Consider the following 17,503-nt stretch of genomic DNA (forward strand, 5'->3'; position numbering starts at 1 on the left):
GCGAGTGGGTGAGGTTACGAAGAAACAGGAGAACTTATATAACACCTTAGGTGTAATGCCCCCGACCACGTTATAATTTTTTGGGAATCTAGGTTAAACAGCTGATTGCGGTTTTTTCGTCATTTTTTAGATTGCGTGCGCGTTTCAATCATTTCCTCAGTATCTTCTCCATGGCCTTGCCTTTGGCCAACTCATCGACTAGCTTGTCCATCCAACGGATCTGTTGCATCAATGGATCTTCGATTTCTTCCACCCGGTATCCGCAAATCATGCCTTTGATCAAAGGTGCATTCGCGTTCATTTCAGGCGCCTGCGCAAAAAAAGTTGTGAAGTCTACTTGGTTCTCAATCTGTTGCTTCAAGGTTGACTCATCATATCCGGTCAACCAGCTGATGACCTCATCAACTTCCTCTTTGGTGCGGCCTTTTTTCTCGACTTTCTGGATATACAAGGGATAGACCCTGGCAAACGCCATCCCAAAAAATTTGCTGTTCTGCATATCTGTTTCCTCCGTTTTTTATTCGTTTTCAGCATTCCCGCTGGCTTATTCTTTGTCGATTACCCTGCCCACATCCTCACAGCAGTTATATTCGAATTGGATCGTCAAGTGGGTCACACCGAAGCGCCCTTTCAACGCCTGTTCCAGCTTCCCGTAGATGTCGGATAGTTCACTGACCAAAATATCATTTTGCAAATTTACGTGGGCTTCGAAAAAGAGCGTGTGCTCGTCCAATGCCCAGATGTGGACGTGATGGATGTCCTTTATCTCATCCAGTTTTTCGAGTTCCTCCGCTATTTCATCGATGTCCACCGTTTTCGGCGTCCCCTGCATCAGGATGTTCACAGACTCTTTCAATATTTCATAACTTTCCTTGATTATGTACAGGCCAATCAGCACCGTCAATGTGGGATCAATCCAATAAGCCTCGAAATAATAGATGACTATGCCGCCGATCATTACCCCGACCGAGGAAAGGGCATCACTGATAAAATGCAGGTACACCGCCCGCATATTCAAGTCACCATCTGAACTCTTATGTAGCAAGTATACACCCACTGCATTAAGGACGATCCCGATTGCAGCGATCACGATGACCGGCAGTGCATTTATTTTCTCAGGCTGGATGAATTTAAAATAAGCTTCCCTGAAAAGAAAAAGGGACATGAGGATCAGCAGGGTGGCATTGATGACCGCGGCTATGATGGTGGCTCGTCTGTAGCCGAAAGTGTTTTTCTTGTCGTGTTTCTTTTCTGCCATCTTGACGGCAAACCAACTGATGACAATGGACAATACGTCGTTCAGATTGTGGAGTGCATCGGAAAGCAACGCTAAGCTGCCGGAAAACCAGCCACCCAACACTTCGGCAATCGTCAGCACAACCTTCAGGACCATGGTTATGATCAAATTTTTTCCTTTTACACCATCCAGACCGTCTGGCTGGCTAGGCGCATGGGTATGTTCTGTCATCGCTCAACACTCCTATCCTGGGCAGCTTTTTGCACATGTCAACCAATGTTCCGGTCCAGTCGATTCTCATTGTACAAACATTCACCGCATCAGCATCTCCATGAACTCCTCGCCGCTCATGGTCTCTTTTTCGAGCAGATGGTTGGCGATTTCATGCATTTTCGGTAAGTTTTCCCGGATGATTTCCTTGGCTTTTTCATGGGCGAATTTTATGATAAGCAAAACTTCATCGTCAATTTCCGCGGAGGTTTCATTCGACACCAACGAGGTCGCATCCGTCCCCAGATAAGGATTATTGATTGTTTCCAAGGCCATCATGTCGAATTTTTCACTCATGCCGTAGCGCGTGACCATGGCGCGCGCGATAGCCGTTGCGGCCTCTATATCATTTGCCGCTCCGGAAGTGACCGTATTCAAAATGACTTCTTCGGCAGAGCGTCCGCCCATATAGGTGATGATCTTATTCAGGAACTTGTCCCGGCTCAACAGCACCTGGTCGGTCTCTTCCGACTGCATGGTGTATCCCAGCACTCCGGATGTCCTTGGGATGATGCTGATTTTATTGACCGGTGCCGAATCTGTCTGTTTTGCGGCAACGATCGCATGGCCTATTTCATGGTACGCGATTGTCCGTTTATCTTCCTTCGAGAGGATCGCATTTTTCCGCTGGTATCCGGCCAGTATGATTTCCAGCGCATACTCCAGATCGGATTGGGTTATCTTGCTGCGTCCTTCCTTTATGGCATGGAGAGCGCCTTCATTTATCAGATTGGCAAGATCGGCTCCGGAGCTGCCGGGTGTACCCCGGGCAATCTCCTTCAGATCGACATCTCCATCCATTTTGACGGATTTTGCATGGACCTCCAGAATCGCTTGCCTCCCTGCAATATCCGGCAGTTCAAGCGGAACGCGCCGGTCAAACCGTCCGGGCCTCAGCAGCGCTTTGTCCAGAACTTCAGGTTTGTTCGTTGCCGCCAGGATAACCACACCTTTTTCTGAGGAGAAACCATCCATCTCATTCAATAGCTGGTTGAGTGTCTGGTCCCGCTCATCATTTCCGGTTATCCCTGATAGGTTACGGCTCTTGCCGATCGTATCGATTTCATCAATGAAGACGATGCAGGGGGCTTTCGCCTGAGCTTGATTGAACAAATCCCGCACCCTGGCTGCTCCCACACCGACGAACATCTCCATGAATTCTGAGCCCGAAATAGAGAAGAAGGGAACTCTTGCTTCTCCCGCGACTGCTTTCGCAAGAAGCGTTTTACCGGTCCCGGGAGGTCCAACAAGCAGAATCCCTTTTGGCATCTTCGCCCCGATTTCCCGGTATTTTTGAGGATTATGCAGAAAATCGATCACTTCCCAAAGCGCTTCTTTCGCTTCGTCCTGGCCCGCTACGTCCGCAAATGTTTTTCCCGTTTCAGATGCAGCATAAATCATGACGTTGCTTTTGCCGAATTTCATTTCGCTGCCGCCGAGCCCTCCAACTTTCCCCTGCAGCCTGCGCATCATAAATACCCAAAACGCATACAGTAAAGCCATGGGCAGAATCCAGATTAGGAAAAAATTAACCAGTGAAGAACTTTCTTCGATAATCTCTTTCTCGAACTTTACATCAGCCAACAACAACCGGTCAGTGAGCTGAGGGTCCTCCATCCTGCCGGTAATGAAGGTACTCTCTACCCCTTCATCGTCCAGCGCTGTGAATTCTATACGGTTTTCCTCTACCAATACTGACTCGACATCGCCTTCCTCCAGCATTGTGACAAATGCCTTGTAATCAACTTCCATTACCGGATTTTCATCCAGACCCGGGGAAATGAAAAAATTCAGCACAATCAGAAAAATTACAGTTGTCACAGCAAAATTCAGCCATTGTTTATTGACCTTCGGGGGCATTTTAGATTCCATCAGATTACTCCCTCCCCTTCTTCACAAAGCGCAGTCCTTGTGGGATGTCCACACGTTTTAGAACAAACATTATTTAGAGATTCCCTTGTTTTGACTGCAAGTTATTGCATTTCAAGCATATTCACGAAGGCAGCCGGTACCGTTATGGTTTCTCCAATAGTGGAATCATAGCTTATCGTCCCAGCCGCAGTGCCATAAAATTGGATAAGATCATTTTCCAAAATTCCGGATTCGGTGATGTTCGATTCATATCCCAGAAACATGACAGCCCCTTCCTTATCGTCAATCGCCACCAGCATTTGCGAAGCCCCCTCGCCCTGCATCACTTGAATGACCCGCCCGGACATGGCTATCATTTCAGAATAATAAGCATCGGGTGCCTTTGCCAATTGATCATAGGTAACATCCGTCCGGTAATTTGCGGGATCCTTGAGTTTGGTCTCCGCTTCAGCCTGATTTTTGGCCTGAGCTTCAGCATCAGCCTTCTCTTCAGCTGCTTGAACGGCGTCCTCTGAACGTTCAGCCTCCTCGGCTTGCTCTTCGCTGGCTGCAGCGGCCATCTCTTTAAAGTTAGCTATTGCGGTTTCCGCCGCATTATCGGATGTGTTTGTTTCCGCGGTTTCCGCCTTCCCACCGAATACGCCCATCATTCCCACCGCAACAACAAAAATTAACCAAAACCACCACTTTTTCAATAATAATATTCCGTTTGCATTATCGCCTTTCTTCTTAGCCAAAAAATCCACCTCCCGGAGTCTGTTACGTTCACCTTCATTATACCGCCAATGGACGCGCAAGCGGTATTGATTCGCTATCCTGAATTTGCCCACCCCTTTGCCGAAATTGAAAAAGATGCCGCACTTGTCAGAATTAAGCTCTAACTAGTGCTGCATCTTTTATTTGGATGAACCTGAGACAAAAATTTCAATCTCGCGGCCCTTAGGAATTTGTTTCAATCAGGAAGTCGCGCGCAATAACGCTGCATCCCCATTGTACGTCAACGCTTGTGCGCCTTCTTCGCCGGTGCTCACGCGGATGACATTTTCAACATCATAGACGAAGATTTTCCCGTCGCCGATATTCCCTGTATACAACGCTTTCCTGGCAGTATCGATCACTTGTTGGAGAGGCACGTTGCTGATCACGACTTCCACCCGGACTTTAGGCAGCAAGTCCGCATCGGTTTCCAACCCACGATAATAAGTCGTATGCCCTTTTTGCACACCGTAGCCAAACACATTCACGACCGTCATGCCGGTGATGCCGATGCCGTTCAAAGCTTTTTTCAGATGATCAAATTTGCTTTCATTGATCAGGATTTCAACTTTGGTCATTTTGGCAGTTTTATGTGCCTTGTTGCTCGACATTGCTTTCATGTGGTTTTCCACAACAACGGCTTCTTCCATAGCGACAACTTCTGTCCCGAACTGTTTTTTCGGGGAAATGGATGGACTGGCCGGAATGGCAACAGAATCATGCGCACTAACAGCAAGGCCGGCAGCACTGACCGAACCATAAGCCGTTTCTCCGTGCAAGGAATAATCCAAGCCATCTTCTTCTTCCTCTTCAGAGGCTCTTACCGGCATAACGAGGCTGATCAGCTTCAGGATGGCAAAGGAAATGATGGCTGAATAAGCAGTGACCGCCACGATGCTGATGATTTCAGCAATCAACAGCCCAGCATTGCCGTCCACTAACCCACCTGTTATATCCGGATTGATTGTGGATGTCGCGAAAATCCCGGCTGAGATTCCGCCCCAAATTCCGCCGACGCCATGACAGCCAAACGCATCAAGTGCATCATCATAACCGATTCTCTTTTTCAATTCAGTGACTGCGAAGAAACAAAGTATCCCACCGACGAAACCGATGAGCAGAGCTGAGAATGGGCTGACATAACCGGCGCTTTGCGTAATCGAGCCAAGTCCGGCGATGATTCCGCTGACCAAGCCTAAAGCAGTCGGTCTCTTGTGAAGGACCCATTCGCACATGAGCCAGCTGAATCCAGCAGCCGCTCCCGATACAGTCGTTGTGATGAAAGCATTCATTGCAACGCCGTTCATGCTGAGCGCGCTTCCTGCATTGAAGCCGAACCAGCCAAACAGCAACAAGCCGGCGCCGATCATCGTCATCGGGATGTTATGCGGTCTGACAGAGTCTTTGTTGGTTCTTTTTCCGATGAAGATTGCAGCCACAAGCGCTGAAATGCCGGCGCTGACGTGAATGACCGTTCCGCCCGCGAAATCGAGAGCACCCATTTCACGGATCCAACCGCCGTTGCCCCATACCCAATGCGCGATCGGGTCATAGACCAAGGTTGTCCACAGCAATACGAAGGCCAGGTACGCCGGGAATTTCATTCTTTCCGCAACGCTTCCGGAAATGATTGCAGGTGTGATGATCGCAAAAGCCAATTGGAACATCATGAACAACTGATGCGGGATTGTCGGTGCATAGTCGACTGGGGAGAAGCCGACATTGTTAAGAAAAGCAAATGAAAAGTCGCCGATGATGGCGTTGTCTCCTCCAAATGACAAGGAATAACCTAAAAGTATCCATTGTATGACCACTACTACAATAGCTGCATAACTATGCATGGTTGTGCTCAGAACATTTTTTGCCCTGACCATCCCTCCGTAAAATAAAGATAAAGCTGGGGTCATCAGCAGGACCATTACCGTTGCGAGGAACATGAAAGTCGTGTCCGCCATATTGATTTCCATTTAATTGATCTCCTTTGATTGAAATTTCTAATTTGTTTTTAACTCTGGAGCAAATTATATAGCCAAAAAAGAAGATAGTCATTCCGATTCTCACAAGTGATGGGACTATATGTTACACAAGGCTGGTATTATACGCAATTGGTTGGTAGCGCCCTCAACAAGTGGTGATTCAAAAAGCTGCCTGTTCAGTATATGGTTGCTGTTCGTCCGCAAAAATAAACGCCGCGGTGAATGCAGAATGATTCACCTCACCGCTCCTTCCGTCAGAGTAGGGAAGTAGCGGTGAGAAGCCCATCAATTCAGCATTTTACGACTTATCCATAGGGAACAAATCCAGAGATACAGGATGGTTCGTTGATAATATACCCCTAAAAACAGGTACTCTAGCTGCAGAACATACACATAATTTGTATTTTCTTTTCACTCCATATCCTCCGCCACAATGCGATCACTCTGTGAATAACCTCACATTACCTGTCACTGACCGACAAATGAGAGTGGGGTGAAAAGCTTGCCAGATAAGCTTTTATGTCGATTTCTATCAATAAAATGGGGAATTTTAAAAAAGTGAGTATTTGGTGATTAGATGACATTATTGAGGAATTGCTGTTTTATCAATTTGTCCATTTTTTCTGTTTCCCTCCAAAATAATGACTTCCGCATGGCAGTATTCCTGCTCATGGACGTCAGCTTTCGGCGTTATTCATTTTGAAATCGCAAATGTTCTGAACACACAAAAACGGAAAACCCGTTATGGGCTTTCCGTTTTATAATTAGCGTGCCGTCATAACAATATTTTCCTCAAATAAATTTGATAGAACTTACACTCTCTTACCGCTGATCAACTGAACTATGACCAGAATGAGCGCAATTACCAAAAGAACGTGTATCAATGCTCCTCCGGTAGCAGTAAAAAATCCCAGTGCCCATAAAACAAAGATGATCGCTGCAATTGTCCATAACATCTGAATCACCCTATTCCTTTTATTTTTTGAGATTATTCCTTGGCGATAGGTTATTCCCCTACATTGTTAAAAAATAATGTCAGTCAATCTACGGTTTTGTTTTGCTGTCGACATAGGTATAATCCTCTTTGCCGGATTCGACACCCACGATGTAGCTAGTCTCTTCCATTGTTTCTCTATCATCAGAGAATTCTATTTTTTTATCCTCTTCTCCGCCCTTTGAATCCGTCGTCCGGATGGTTATCGTGTTATTTTCTTCATTGGACTCCACGACCACATACGTCATTTCGGTTTTCGTACCCTCATCATCCATTTTGACCAGTTCGGTTTCAGTGAAGTAATAATCCGGGGATCCCATGGTATTTACCCAGTGCCCTACCAATGCTTCCTCAACTGTTTCTGGTTCTCTCTCAACGGTTACGGTGCAGCCTCCCAGCAAAATGAAGCCAAATAGCACAAGCATGTACTTGAACTACCCCCACCTACGCTATCGCTTAGAGGTGGGGGATTCTTAGGAACATCACTCTAGCGAGCGATTATTGACTAAGCTATCCCCGTAGCTTCCTACGGTTAGAAGCCTCAAAGCTTCATTTTTTAGATTTATGCTTGCGTTCAGATCCCTGTCATGGTGCGCATGACATTGTGGGCAATGCCAGTCCCGGACAGCGAGATTCTTCACGTCTTTATTTTGGTAGCCACAGCACGAACATAATTGGCTGGAAGGGAAGTTCCGGGCAACGGCGACGACTTGCTTGCCGTACCACTTTGCCTTGTATTCCAGCATCGTCCGAAACTGCGCCCAGGATACTTCCGCTATCCCTTTAGAATACTTCTTATTTTTCAGCATGCCGGATACATACAAATCTTCGATGCCGATGACGTCGTGGTTTTTGACGATTTCGGTCGAAGTCTTTTGCAGGTAATCCGTTCGGGTATTATGGATTCGTTCATGAGTCCGGGCGACTTTGACGCGCTGTTTCTGGTAGTTTTTCGATTCGAACAGTTTTCGCCCGTCCTTTTTGGCCTGTTTTGCTCGCCGGGAAAGGATTTTTTGTTCCTTTGCAAGCTTTCGCTCCAGTTTATGGAAAAACCGCGGGTTCTTATAGGCTGTCTCGTCTGAAACGACAGCAAAATCCTTCAATCCGACATCGACACCACAAGTGGAACCCGTTTTCGGCAATAGTTGAATATCGGTTTCGGCCAAAATGGAAATATAGTAGTTGCCCGAAGGGTTTCGTCGGATAGTGGCGCTCATAATCCTGCCGTCCACTTCTTTGGACTTGGCGAATTTGACCAGTCCTAACTTGGGCAGCTTCAGTTTGTTCCCGACTACAGCGATATTTCCATTTGTCTGCTTGGTTGTGTAGGACTGGACCGGGTTCCGTTTGCTCTTGAAACGCGGCGCCCTGTTCTGCTTTTTGAAAAAACGATTGAAAGAGTCGCTGAGGTTCCGCAGCGCTGACTGCAGGGCGATGCTATCGACTTCCTGCAGCCAAAGCGTCTCCGTTTCTTTTTTCAGCAACGTCAACTTGGCGGAGCAGGCGCAGTAATTCAAGCCCAACCCCGTCTCCTCATATATTTTGTTCCATTCGGAAAGGAAGCGATTGAACACGAAACGGGAACAGCCGATAGTCTTTCCAATCAGGATCCGTTGCTCCTGATTGGGATAGATTCGGAACTTATAGGTTTTGTGGATCATCACTGTCATGCGCCTCCTTATACCACCCATTATACACGAACGTACGTTCTTTGTCGAATGAGAGTGCCTTCGTTGAAGTATCAAATTTTTCGAAAAAAAATAGGCTGACGCCTACCGCCATTCATCTCCCACCTACTCATTGGGCTGTGCCCTTTTCATTCCTAGAGGTGGGAGTCTTCTGGCGGAAAATGATAAAGACTTTGTTCCTTCTCATTTTTAGCGCTCCCCTATCTGTGTCATCCAAAGGAAAAAAGGGACAATGAAACGATTTGACTGCGACCTGTTTCTTAATATTTCATTACTGACGTGGCACCTAGCATAGCTGTGTTCCCCGATATAGAAATACTTATGCTTCCGAAGCCCGAAAGGAAGCGCTCTCTTTCCAGCCTCGTTTTACCACAAAGCTACACTTCCGCGCATGAATAACGCCTTGCCACAATACCTCGATATCTGCTGTTTATATTTCATTTCTTATAGCCTTCCATTGGAGAGCGCCTGCCAAAAATGCATCCGATGATGGCTTAGCATCGGTGGAGAGATGGATCTGCTCTTTGTACCGTCTTGTTTAAAACAGCCATTCCCTCGAAATATTATGATAAAATATTGTTAATTGGATTTCTCGTCACAGTATTTATATACTGCGGTGCATCCTGATGAAATAGTACCAGAACATCCATTTGAAGGAATGAGGGAATTGTATGATGAAAAAATTGACAAAAATATTTTGGTGGATCGTGTCTGTAGCGATTTTTGGTGGGCTGCTTTTTTTCTGGTTCAATGAAAATAAATTATTTGAAGCCTCAACTAGTAAGACCTCAGAATCAGCTCTGATTCAGGAGAAATTGGTGCCGTTATCCGAATGGACAACGCTGAAGTACGAATACAGCAATGTCATCATCAGCCGCACAGATAAAAATTTTTCATTTTTTGGCTTACCTGATTTCGACTACGCTGAGGCGATACGGCTCATTGAATATTCCGGCTATCTGAAGGCGGGGACAGACCTTTCCAATGTTCAAGTAACGCATGATGAAGCATCCAATCAAGTATCGGTCAGGATCCCAAAATCCCAAATTCTTGACAATGTCGTGGAGACCGAAAAAACGACTGTGGAAGATGTGAAAGGCACGATTTTTTCTGATTACCCGACCCAGACCATTCTTGACGAAATCAACGCCCACAAAAAACAACTCGAAGAAGAAAAAATCAGCCAAGGCTTTTTGGAAGAGGCCGATGCGCGCGCAAAATCTTTGTTGACTTCTTTTTTGAAATCAGACGGCTACGATGAGATCGTCATCGAGTTCTATTGATTTGACGCAGATCAAGTGTATTTTTGTTGATTATTAGTACAATGGAGTCAAAGTTCAGAAAGAAGGATTTCAGATGTCCAATCCGTCAAAATTTAATGACGTGAAGGAAGTCCTGTTTCCCACATTGGCGCAATACGTGCCTATAGTCGCACGCGTCCATGGGGAGAATCATCCGGAATTCCACGAGGTGTATAAGCTTGTGGATGCCATCATGGAGAAGGCAAACGCAGCAGGCGCGGAAAAACCCGACCTCGACAAAGAATTCAACAAATTGCGCGCGGTTTCAGATGACTACACGGTCCCGGGCGATGTCTGCGAAAGTTACGAAGCGGTCTATAAGATGTTGGCCGAATTGGATGCAACCTACCACGCTTGATCACCGGGCGGAAGTGAAGGTTCATTCTGACATACAAAAAATGAACCCTGCAGAAGACACTTTTTAGAGTGTCCATTCTGCAGGGTTCGTTTTTTGTTTACAGGTATATCAGTTGGCAAATGCACTCAAGCCTTCATAGCTATTGTTGTGGATCACATCAGATTTCAAATAATTGATGATGGATTCCGGAATTCCCACACCTTGAGACTTGTTCCGCTCATAGCGCTCGTTGGATCCTTGACCGGGGTAACGGACACTTGAAAAGCCCTCTGCTGGTTTGATGGCGTTCAATTCCTCCATCGTTTGGCTGATGTGCTGTCTGAAAGTATCGGCATCCCCGAAGCGGGCTGGATCGAGGATTATGTAGAGTTGTCCCAAGTTCCGGCCGGCATTCAGGTCATGGTACATGGAACTGACGTGTTTCCCGAAAGGCAAGTTCATCAGGACACCCGAAAAGATATCAACCATCATCATCAGGCCATAACCTTTAGGGCCGGCGATGGGCATCAGTCCCCTCACCGCATGCGGATCGGTTGTGGCTTTTCCGTTTTCATCGACAGCCCAATCTGCTGGAATTTCACGGCCTTTTGAGCGCGCATCCAATATTTTTCCCCAGGCCTGCACGGTGGTCGCCATATCAAAAATCAGCGGCGTATCGGTTGCACTCGGCGCACCGAAACCAAGTGGATTGGTGCCATAATACACTTCTGCGCCCCCGAAAGGCACAGCCATCGGGTCTGACTGCGTCATCGCCATGCCGGCTAATCCTGATTCGGCAATTTTGCGCAAATAGTAGGACAAGGTACCCGTGTGCCCGCATCTCGACACGCCGACTACCGCCACACCTGATTCCTTCGCCATTTTGATGGCTGGTTCCAAGGCTAAATTCGCCACATACTGACCTTGCGCGTTGTCTCCATGGAAGACGCCTGAACTTTCCCCGGTTTTTTCGAATCTGATTTCAGGCTCCAAAGTGATGCCGCCTTTATGGATGCGTTCCGCATAGTACTCGACCCGAACCGCACCATGTGAATGCACACCGCATAAATCTGCATACACCAAATGGTTCGCGGTTTCGGCAGCTTGGGCTTCCGGCAAACCAGCTGCTTGAAGTTTATTTTGGATCAATGCATGCAACTCATCCGGAGTCACTTTGATCAATTTTTCTTCCGACATGAATGATTCCTCCTTCGTTTTTCACTAATGATATCTAGGCTTATATGTTGGTATTCACTAATAAACTGACCTCGCCTCACCATAAAGCGCTACCATTTTATAAGATTACAATATCATAAGAAAAATCGGATAGATTTAGCTGAAGTGCACAAATTGCCTATGGTTACTTGGATGTTTTAAATGAATGGGAAAATTCGTGATCTGCATGTGCCCCTCAATCGGAGCATATACAAATCACGCATTATTATTTCTTACAGTTTCCAGTAAGCCCACGCACTGGTTGGCCACGCGCTCCATATCCAGAAGCTTGAATATCCGGATGATGTCCGTCAGCTTCTGTGTATCCTCCTGATGGTGCATGATGCCGATCAATTCCATAAAACAAGCTCTTCTTCAGGTTGTTTTTCTCCAGCTGCAAAACCAGGATATTGGAAATGAGGGAGAACAGTTCGTTTTTATCAATGACAGTAACTGCATTCAACAGCAGATCCTTGCTGTTATTCTTATTGTTTATCCTTTTTCTGTCGTCTCTTAGCTTCTTTATCTCCCTATTCACAGGGAGCGTGCTCATTAATGCAGGAATTCTCTTATCATCCATTCTGCTTGTCGAATCTCCTTTTCTGCAGAATGATTCTTTAAAAAGTGTTATTCACCTGCTCCCGTTCTCGTATGCAGATCCCTATAAAGTGCTGATCTTCAGCGATTACAATAGTCCGATAATCAATCCTTCAGTGAACTTTCAGAACGGTGTACTGTGCCTCCTCATATACTCAGCGATATTCTTCAGCTTATCGTTTGGTATTGTAATCAGGCGAAAAAAATTTTGATCGAAAAAGAGCGGAAAAGTCATTTTTTAGACTTTCCCGCTCTTTTTTCCATAATTAAGCTTTAACTTTTATGCTAAATTGGACAGATTTCTTGCATCGGTAGCGCTCGCTTTAACCCCAACAAAAAAAGTACTCGTCATCTCACAATTGACTTTAAGAAAAATACTGTTCATTGACATAAACCAACAAATCCATTAATTCTCCACTAACGTGAACGAGCCTTCTTCAGAAAAGATTTTATCTATGTTAGCCAATGAAGTGATGACAGCTTTACCATTTTTGGTATTCTCCAAAAATTGGATAACGGCTTCTATTTTAGGTAACATACTGCCATCGGCGAATTGATGATCCAGGATATGCTGTTGCATTTCGCTGGTTTTTACTCGCTCCAATTTTTTCTGATTCGGCTTATTATAGTTCACATATACATTATCGACACCGGTCAATATGATAAGATAGTCGGCATTCACTAGCTCCGCTAATTTTGCAGCCGTAAAATCTTTATCGATCACAGCTTCGACTCCCTGATAACCTTCTGGCGTTTCAATTACAGGAATTCCGCCGCCTCCAGCCGATATGGTGATGATGCCCTTTTCCACCAGTCCGTCGACTATCGGGGATTCAATGATATGGATGGGTTTGGGAGAAGGAACGACTTTTCGCCAACCTCTCCCAGCATCTTCCATATAGGTACTATTATCGGCCATTCTAGAAAATGCTGCCTCTTCTTCTGTCAAAAAGGGACCGATTGGTTTTGTCGGGTTTGAGAAAGCATCGTCATCTGCATCCACCAAAACTTGGGTAACGATGGAAACGACATCTTTCTCGATATTTTCGGCCCTCATAGCTTCCCGCAAAGCATTTTGCAGCCAATATCCTATACTGCCCTGTGTCATGGCCACACATGTATCCAGCGGCAATGCCGGATTCGCCAAAGAATCCCCTGCTTTTTGTTGCAGTAATAAATTCCCTACTTGCGGACCATTGCCATGCGTTATGATTAATTGATAGCCTTGCTTGATAAGTTTAACCAGTTTTTTACTTGTGTACCGTAAAGATTCTCTTTGCGCTTCTGCAGAAGGGTCATCCGCCAATATAGCATTTCCGCCTAAAGCGACTACAATTTTTTTATTCATATTTGTTTCATTACTTCCCTTCCTATTCATGTGCAAGCTCTTTTTTCCTCGCATCCGCTTCGTTACCGCAAATCGCCGTATAAATGCCCAACAAGGTATCCAGGCCGGACGTATGCCCAAATTGCGTAATGTTATTGATGATGACGGCTATTTGCTCTGGTTCGCCTCCACTCGAGGCCGCACGGATCAATTCCAAAAACGGCGCACTGATGTATCCATCCAGCAAGCTGCTGTAATAATGCTCACTGACATCAGTCGTTGTCTTTTGGTCAAGCGAATCTCTCAAAGCATCCATCCAATCATGTTGTTTCAAAAAAACAGCTTGCATCATGCCATAGCCAATCAAAAAATCATCGCCACTGGGTGTCAAACCGATTCCCCTGCCCCAAAAATGGGAGATATAACGATTCGCCTCTTGAGTTGAATCGATTTCTTTCTGCATCAGTTCCTCAATCAAGCTACGATCAAACTCATTTTGGATAACCGCGGATGTCTGCAACAGGTTGTGCTTCTCCAGCTCCATTTTCAAAAGGTGCCATTTTGGCGAAGCTGCCTCTACCATGCAATCACTTACCTTCAGATTGACGGATGTATAACCTGACGTTGAGAGCCGGAACAGCCTCTCATTTGCATAAATCAACAGTACTTCTTCTTTCAGACGGACAATGGCTCCTTGCGAAATAACCGCAAGAATAGCTTTCAATTCGTCTTCCGCAATCGCTAAACCGTAAGCAGACAAGGATTGTTGCATCGATCCGATATGGATAAGTTGGTCATTCAATGTGATCGTAAAACTGGATCTGAATAGCGCATGTACCTTCCCAATTTGATTCTTTGTTAAAAACCGGGATAAATAATTACTTTTTATCCCGGTTCCAATTTCAATGGTGCTATTCATTATTATTCGACTTCGATTCCAAGAGACTGCGCATAAGCAATCAGCGCTTTCTCAAAGCAAGCTAGCGGCGCACGAACCGTTCCTGCTCCAATTTGCCCTACACCGGCCTCTTTATGAGCAATCCCGGTGTTGATCACTGGTGTGATTCCGGTTTCCACTACTTTACGGATATCGATCCCCAAGAGTGACCCATTGAAATCCCAAGTCGGAATACTGAAATTAGGATTATGCGCAATACAAATTTCTTCCATTTCGTTAGAAACACGCAGCGCATCCTCAAAACCGCCAGCGCCGACAAACCTTGTTACACCAGGGGCTGCGACCATCGCCATGCCACCTACTCCGACTGTTTCGGTAATAGCACTGTCGCCGATATCAGGATTCGCGTCTGCAGCACTGTAGCCAGTGAAGTACAAACCATCCGGTGTATTCACCGGAGCTGTGAACCATTCATCCCCCATTCCGCTGATGCGGACACCGAAGTTGCGGCCATTGCGGGTCATCGTCGTCACAACAGTTCCTTCTTGAATTTTTCTTGCATAGTCGACCATGGACTTGCTTGTTGCCATCATAATATTCAAGAAAAATTGATCTGTTTTCGCTAAAAACTCAATCACTTCTTTTTTCAGAGTATCCTCTATATCCAATTGAATGATTGCCGGTGTAATTTCCTTCAAGAAAATCAACGAAGCCGCAATATTACGTTGGTGGAACTCATCCCCCATTGTGATTGCCTTGGCGATGATGACATTAATGTTCAGACCGCCATCGATAGTCTGCAGCGCTTTGCTGAGGACTGGTCCCAGTACATTTTGCATCCACGTCAAACGATCGATGACTTCTTGAGAATACGCTCCAAAACGAAGAACTTTACCGATTCCTTCATTCATGATGCAATAAGCCGATGTACCATCTTGTTTGTTCTCGACAACCACGACAGGCATGTTAGCAGACGTGATGCCTCCCATTGGCCCGACAGCATTCACATGATGACAAGGAATAAACTGGATTGCTCCGCTTTCCAACTGTTCGATCGCTTCATTCTCTGTAGCAGCCCAACCTTCAAACAATACAGCCCCGATGCACGAACCTTTCATCGGACCGGTCATTTCTGAGAATTGGATAGGTGGTCCAGCATGCAGCAATACTTTACCGTTCAGTTCCGATATGACCGATTTAGCCGGAACGACATCCATCAAGAATGGTTGTGAATCGCGCATTCTGCCGATTACTTTTTCATTACTTTCATCGATTTCTGCTCTGCGGTTTAAATCGTTCAATATCTTGATGAGCTTGCGATTTCCGCCCGCTACTGGTCTCCAGTCGAATTGAACGGTTTTTCCACCAAACGCTAATATAGAGTCCGTAAAACTTTCGATCCCCAAGTTGATGATGCTAGGCGTACTGTTCAACAAAGCATCCACTCCGGCACTGATTGTTGGTAAGGATAGTTTTTCTTTTTCATAAGGAACGGTATGTTTGGATACTTCAACAAATTCTTTACCCATTAGTCGAAGCGCCAATCGCACAGCGCGCGCATTGCTGGTTTCTACTAAAACGCCAGCTTCTTTCAAATCAGATACCGATTTATCGTAATTTTGGGGATCCCCTTGCGTTCCGCAAACGGTAGCCACAAAATAAAGACTACGCTTATCATTTTCAGCTTGCGCCATAGCTTCCTTGATTGTCGGCAACAACGCATTTACCATATCCGGATGTGAACCATATCCCAACACAACGTCGAGCAGGATTACACCTGTGTTTGCATCTTTACTGTATTCCTTGATTTTTCGGATACGGACTTCTGGATCGATCATAGGGTGCGGTTTTCCTTGGGTATAAATGTCATCCCCCAAATCCATGATTTCAAAACCGTTCGCATTCAGAATATATCCTTCTGTCTTAATCAATCCACCTAATTCAAGCGCTTCAGAGATCAACATACCGGCTTCATTCGCTAACGTCCCACCAGAATACAAGCCTTTTACGGTTTTACCCGCTTCTAACGGTTTCTCAACACTGTAATGGATTTCTTCCAAATAGTTCTCTTTGACTTGATTCCCTTGGGACAAATCTACAGCGATTTGCGCCGTTTCCTCAAGCGTATGCGCCAAATATACATTGCCTTCATGATTTTCTGGTTTTTCTCCCAAGAAAATCGCTACGACTGGTTTGGATAAGGATTGCAGCAATTGCATCACATCATCGCGGACTTCTTTTGCTGGTGGCTTAGAGATGACTACGATGACATCTGTCGGATCGTGCTGTTCCAAGCCAATGATTGCATCTTTTGTTGTGATAGCTTTTACAGCCGAACTTAGATCCCTACCCCCTGTACCGATCGCATGGATAACGCCGCCGCCCAATCGATCGATAATGGTCGTCACTTCTTGGATACCTGTTCCCGAAGCTGCGACAATACTGATGTTGCCGGGTTTCACAACATTCGTGAAGGCTATCGGCACGCCAGAAATGATTCCAGTGCCGCAATCAGGTCCCATCAACAGCAAGCCTTTTTCATGCGCTTTCGTTTTCAAACGAACTTCATCTTCCAATGAGACATTGTCACTGAATGAGAAGGCATGCAAGCCTGCGTCTAAGGCTTTCTCAATCTCATCAGCCGCGTAGATTCCTGGAATGGAAAATAAAGCGACATTCGCGTCCGGCAATTGTTCCTTGGCGTCATTCCAATTCTTAACTGATTTTATGCCATCTGATTTTTTCTTTACAGAAAGATCATTCAGAAATCTGTCTACTTCTGTCATGACTTTATCTACAACCGTAGCATCGGCAGTTTCTACGACAATGACCATATCATTTGGGGTGGCGCCACCGACCTCTTCCGTGTATAATCCTGCATTATTGAAGATATCTTTGTTAGCCTCTGTTCCCATCATAATGGATCCTTGAATGACACCTGGCAAGGCGCTTACTGCATTGGTCAGCAGCATCAAATTAATGGAATCCTGATAACTGTTGGGTTTGATTACTGTATGTAACATGATGAACCTCCT

At 45.7% G+C, this 17,503-nt stretch carries 15 protein-coding genes; 2 read left to right on the forward strand and 13 right to left on the reverse strand.

Annotation, left to right across the window (positions count from 1 at the left end):
* Positions 1-148: 148 nt before the first annotated feature.
* The 8 genes from C8U37_RS11470 to tnpB all read right to left on the reverse strand — a co-directional run bounded on the left by C8U37_RS11470 (position 149) and on the right by tnpB (position 8,766).
* Positions 149-499, reverse strand: coding sequence for a DUF2200 domain-containing protein (locus C8U37_RS11470; RefSeq protein WP_108033362.1), 351 nt, complete (start codon positions 497-499; stop codon positions 149-151).
* Positions 500-544: 45 nt separating this feature from the next.
* Positions 545-1,468, reverse strand: a complete 924-nt coding sequence (locus C8U37_RS11475) for a cation diffusion facilitator family transporter (RefSeq protein WP_108033363.1) — start codon at positions 1,466-1,468, stop codon at positions 545-547.
* Between the two features lie 81 nt (positions 1,469-1,549).
* Positions 1,550-3,379, reverse strand: coding sequence for an ATP-dependent zinc metalloprotease FtsH (gene ftsH, locus C8U37_RS11480; RefSeq protein ID WP_108033364.1), 1,830 nt, complete (start codon positions 3,377-3,379; stop codon positions 1,550-1,552).
* Positions 3,380-3,480: 101 nt separating this feature from the next.
* Entirely contained in the window at positions 3,481-4,116 is a 636-nt protein-coding gene (locus C8U37_RS11485) for a hypothetical protein (RefSeq protein WP_108033365.1), read from the reverse strand.
* Positions 4,117-4,335: 219 nt separating this feature from the next.
* The gene (locus C8U37_RS14775; RefSeq protein ID WP_108033366.1) at positions 4,336-6,102 is read right to left on the reverse strand and encodes an ammonium transporter; all 1,767 of its coding nucleotides are present in this window, start codon (positions 6,100-6,102) and stop codon (positions 4,336-4,338) included.
* A gap of 821 nt (positions 6,103-6,923) precedes the next feature.
* Complete coding sequence (locus C8U37_RS14790; protein WP_106449974.1) at positions 6,924-7,067, reverse strand: lmo0937 family membrane protein; 144 nt, start codon at positions 7,065-7,067, stop codon at positions 6,924-6,926.
* Positions 7,068-7,155: 88 nt separating this feature from the next.
* The gene (locus C8U37_RS11500; protein ID WP_108033367.1) at positions 7,156-7,530 is read right to left on the reverse strand and encodes a hypothetical protein; all 375 of its coding nucleotides are present in this window, start codon (positions 7,528-7,530) and stop codon (positions 7,156-7,158) included.
* Between the two features lie 57 nt (positions 7,531-7,587).
* Positions 7,588-8,766 carry an IS200/IS605 family element RNA-guided endonuclease TnpB gene (tnpB, locus tag C8U37_RS11505; protein ID WP_425445664.1) on the reverse strand — a complete coding sequence of 393 codons (1,179 nt, stop codon included), beginning with the start codon at positions 8,764-8,766 and terminating at the stop codon, positions 7,588-7,590.
* Between the two features lie 698 nt (positions 8,767-9,464).
* Between tnpB and C8U37_RS11510 the strand changes: the two genes are divergently transcribed.
* Together C8U37_RS11510 and C8U37_RS11515 are read left to right on the forward strand one after the other, a co-directional pair.
* Entirely contained in the window at positions 9,465-10,076 is a 612-nt protein-coding gene (locus C8U37_RS11510; RefSeq protein WP_108033369.1) for a DUF4230 domain-containing protein, read from the forward strand.
* 73 nt (positions 10,077-10,149) lie between these two features.
* A complete protein-coding gene (locus tag C8U37_RS11515) occupies positions 10,150-10,452 on the forward strand; it encodes an iron-sulfur cluster repair di-iron protein, ric (RefSeq protein ID WP_108033370.1) in 303 nt (100 codons plus the stop codon).
* A gap of 108 nt (positions 10,453-10,560) precedes the next feature.
* Here C8U37_RS11515 and allD read toward each other — a convergent pair whose 3' ends face one another.
* The 5 genes from allD to C8U37_RS11540 all read right to left on the reverse strand — a co-directional run bounded on the left by allD (position 10,561) and on the right by C8U37_RS11540 (position 17,491).
* Positions 10,561-11,628, reverse strand: coding sequence for an ureidoglycolate dehydrogenase (gene allD / locus C8U37_RS11520; protein ID WP_108033371.1), 1,068 nt, complete (start codon positions 11,626-11,628; stop codon positions 10,561-10,563).
* Between the two features lie 244 nt (positions 11,629-11,872).
* Entirely contained in the window at positions 11,873-12,226 is a 354-nt protein-coding gene (locus C8U37_RS11525) for a hypothetical protein (RefSeq protein WP_108033372.1), read from the reverse strand.
* Positions 12,227-12,649: 423 nt separating this feature from the next.
* The gene (gene arcC, locus C8U37_RS11530; RefSeq protein WP_108033373.1) at positions 12,650-13,591 is read right to left on the reverse strand and encodes a carbamate kinase; all 942 of its coding nucleotides are present in this window, start codon (positions 13,589-13,591) and stop codon (positions 12,650-12,652) included.
* Positions 13,592-13,613: 22 nt separating this feature from the next.
* The gene (locus tag C8U37_RS11535) at positions 13,614-14,372 is read right to left on the reverse strand and encodes an oxamate carbamoyltransferase subunit AllH family protein (RefSeq protein ID WP_170100277.1); all 759 of its coding nucleotides are present in this window, start codon (positions 14,370-14,372) and stop codon (positions 13,614-13,616) included.
* 119 nt (positions 14,373-14,491) lie between these two features.
* Positions 14,492-17,491: a bifunctional FdrA/YlbE family protein gene (locus tag C8U37_RS11540; protein ID WP_108033375.1), complete on the reverse strand. Its 3,000-nt coding sequence runs from the start codon at positions 17,489-17,491 to the stop codon at positions 14,492-14,494.
* Between the last annotated feature and the right edge of the window lie 12 nt (positions 17,492-17,503).

This window comes from Trichococcus patagoniensis (assembly GCF_003051085.1).
Taxonomy (GTDB): Bacteria; Bacillota; Bacilli; order Lactobacillales; family Aerococcaceae; genus Trichococcus; species Trichococcus patagoniensis.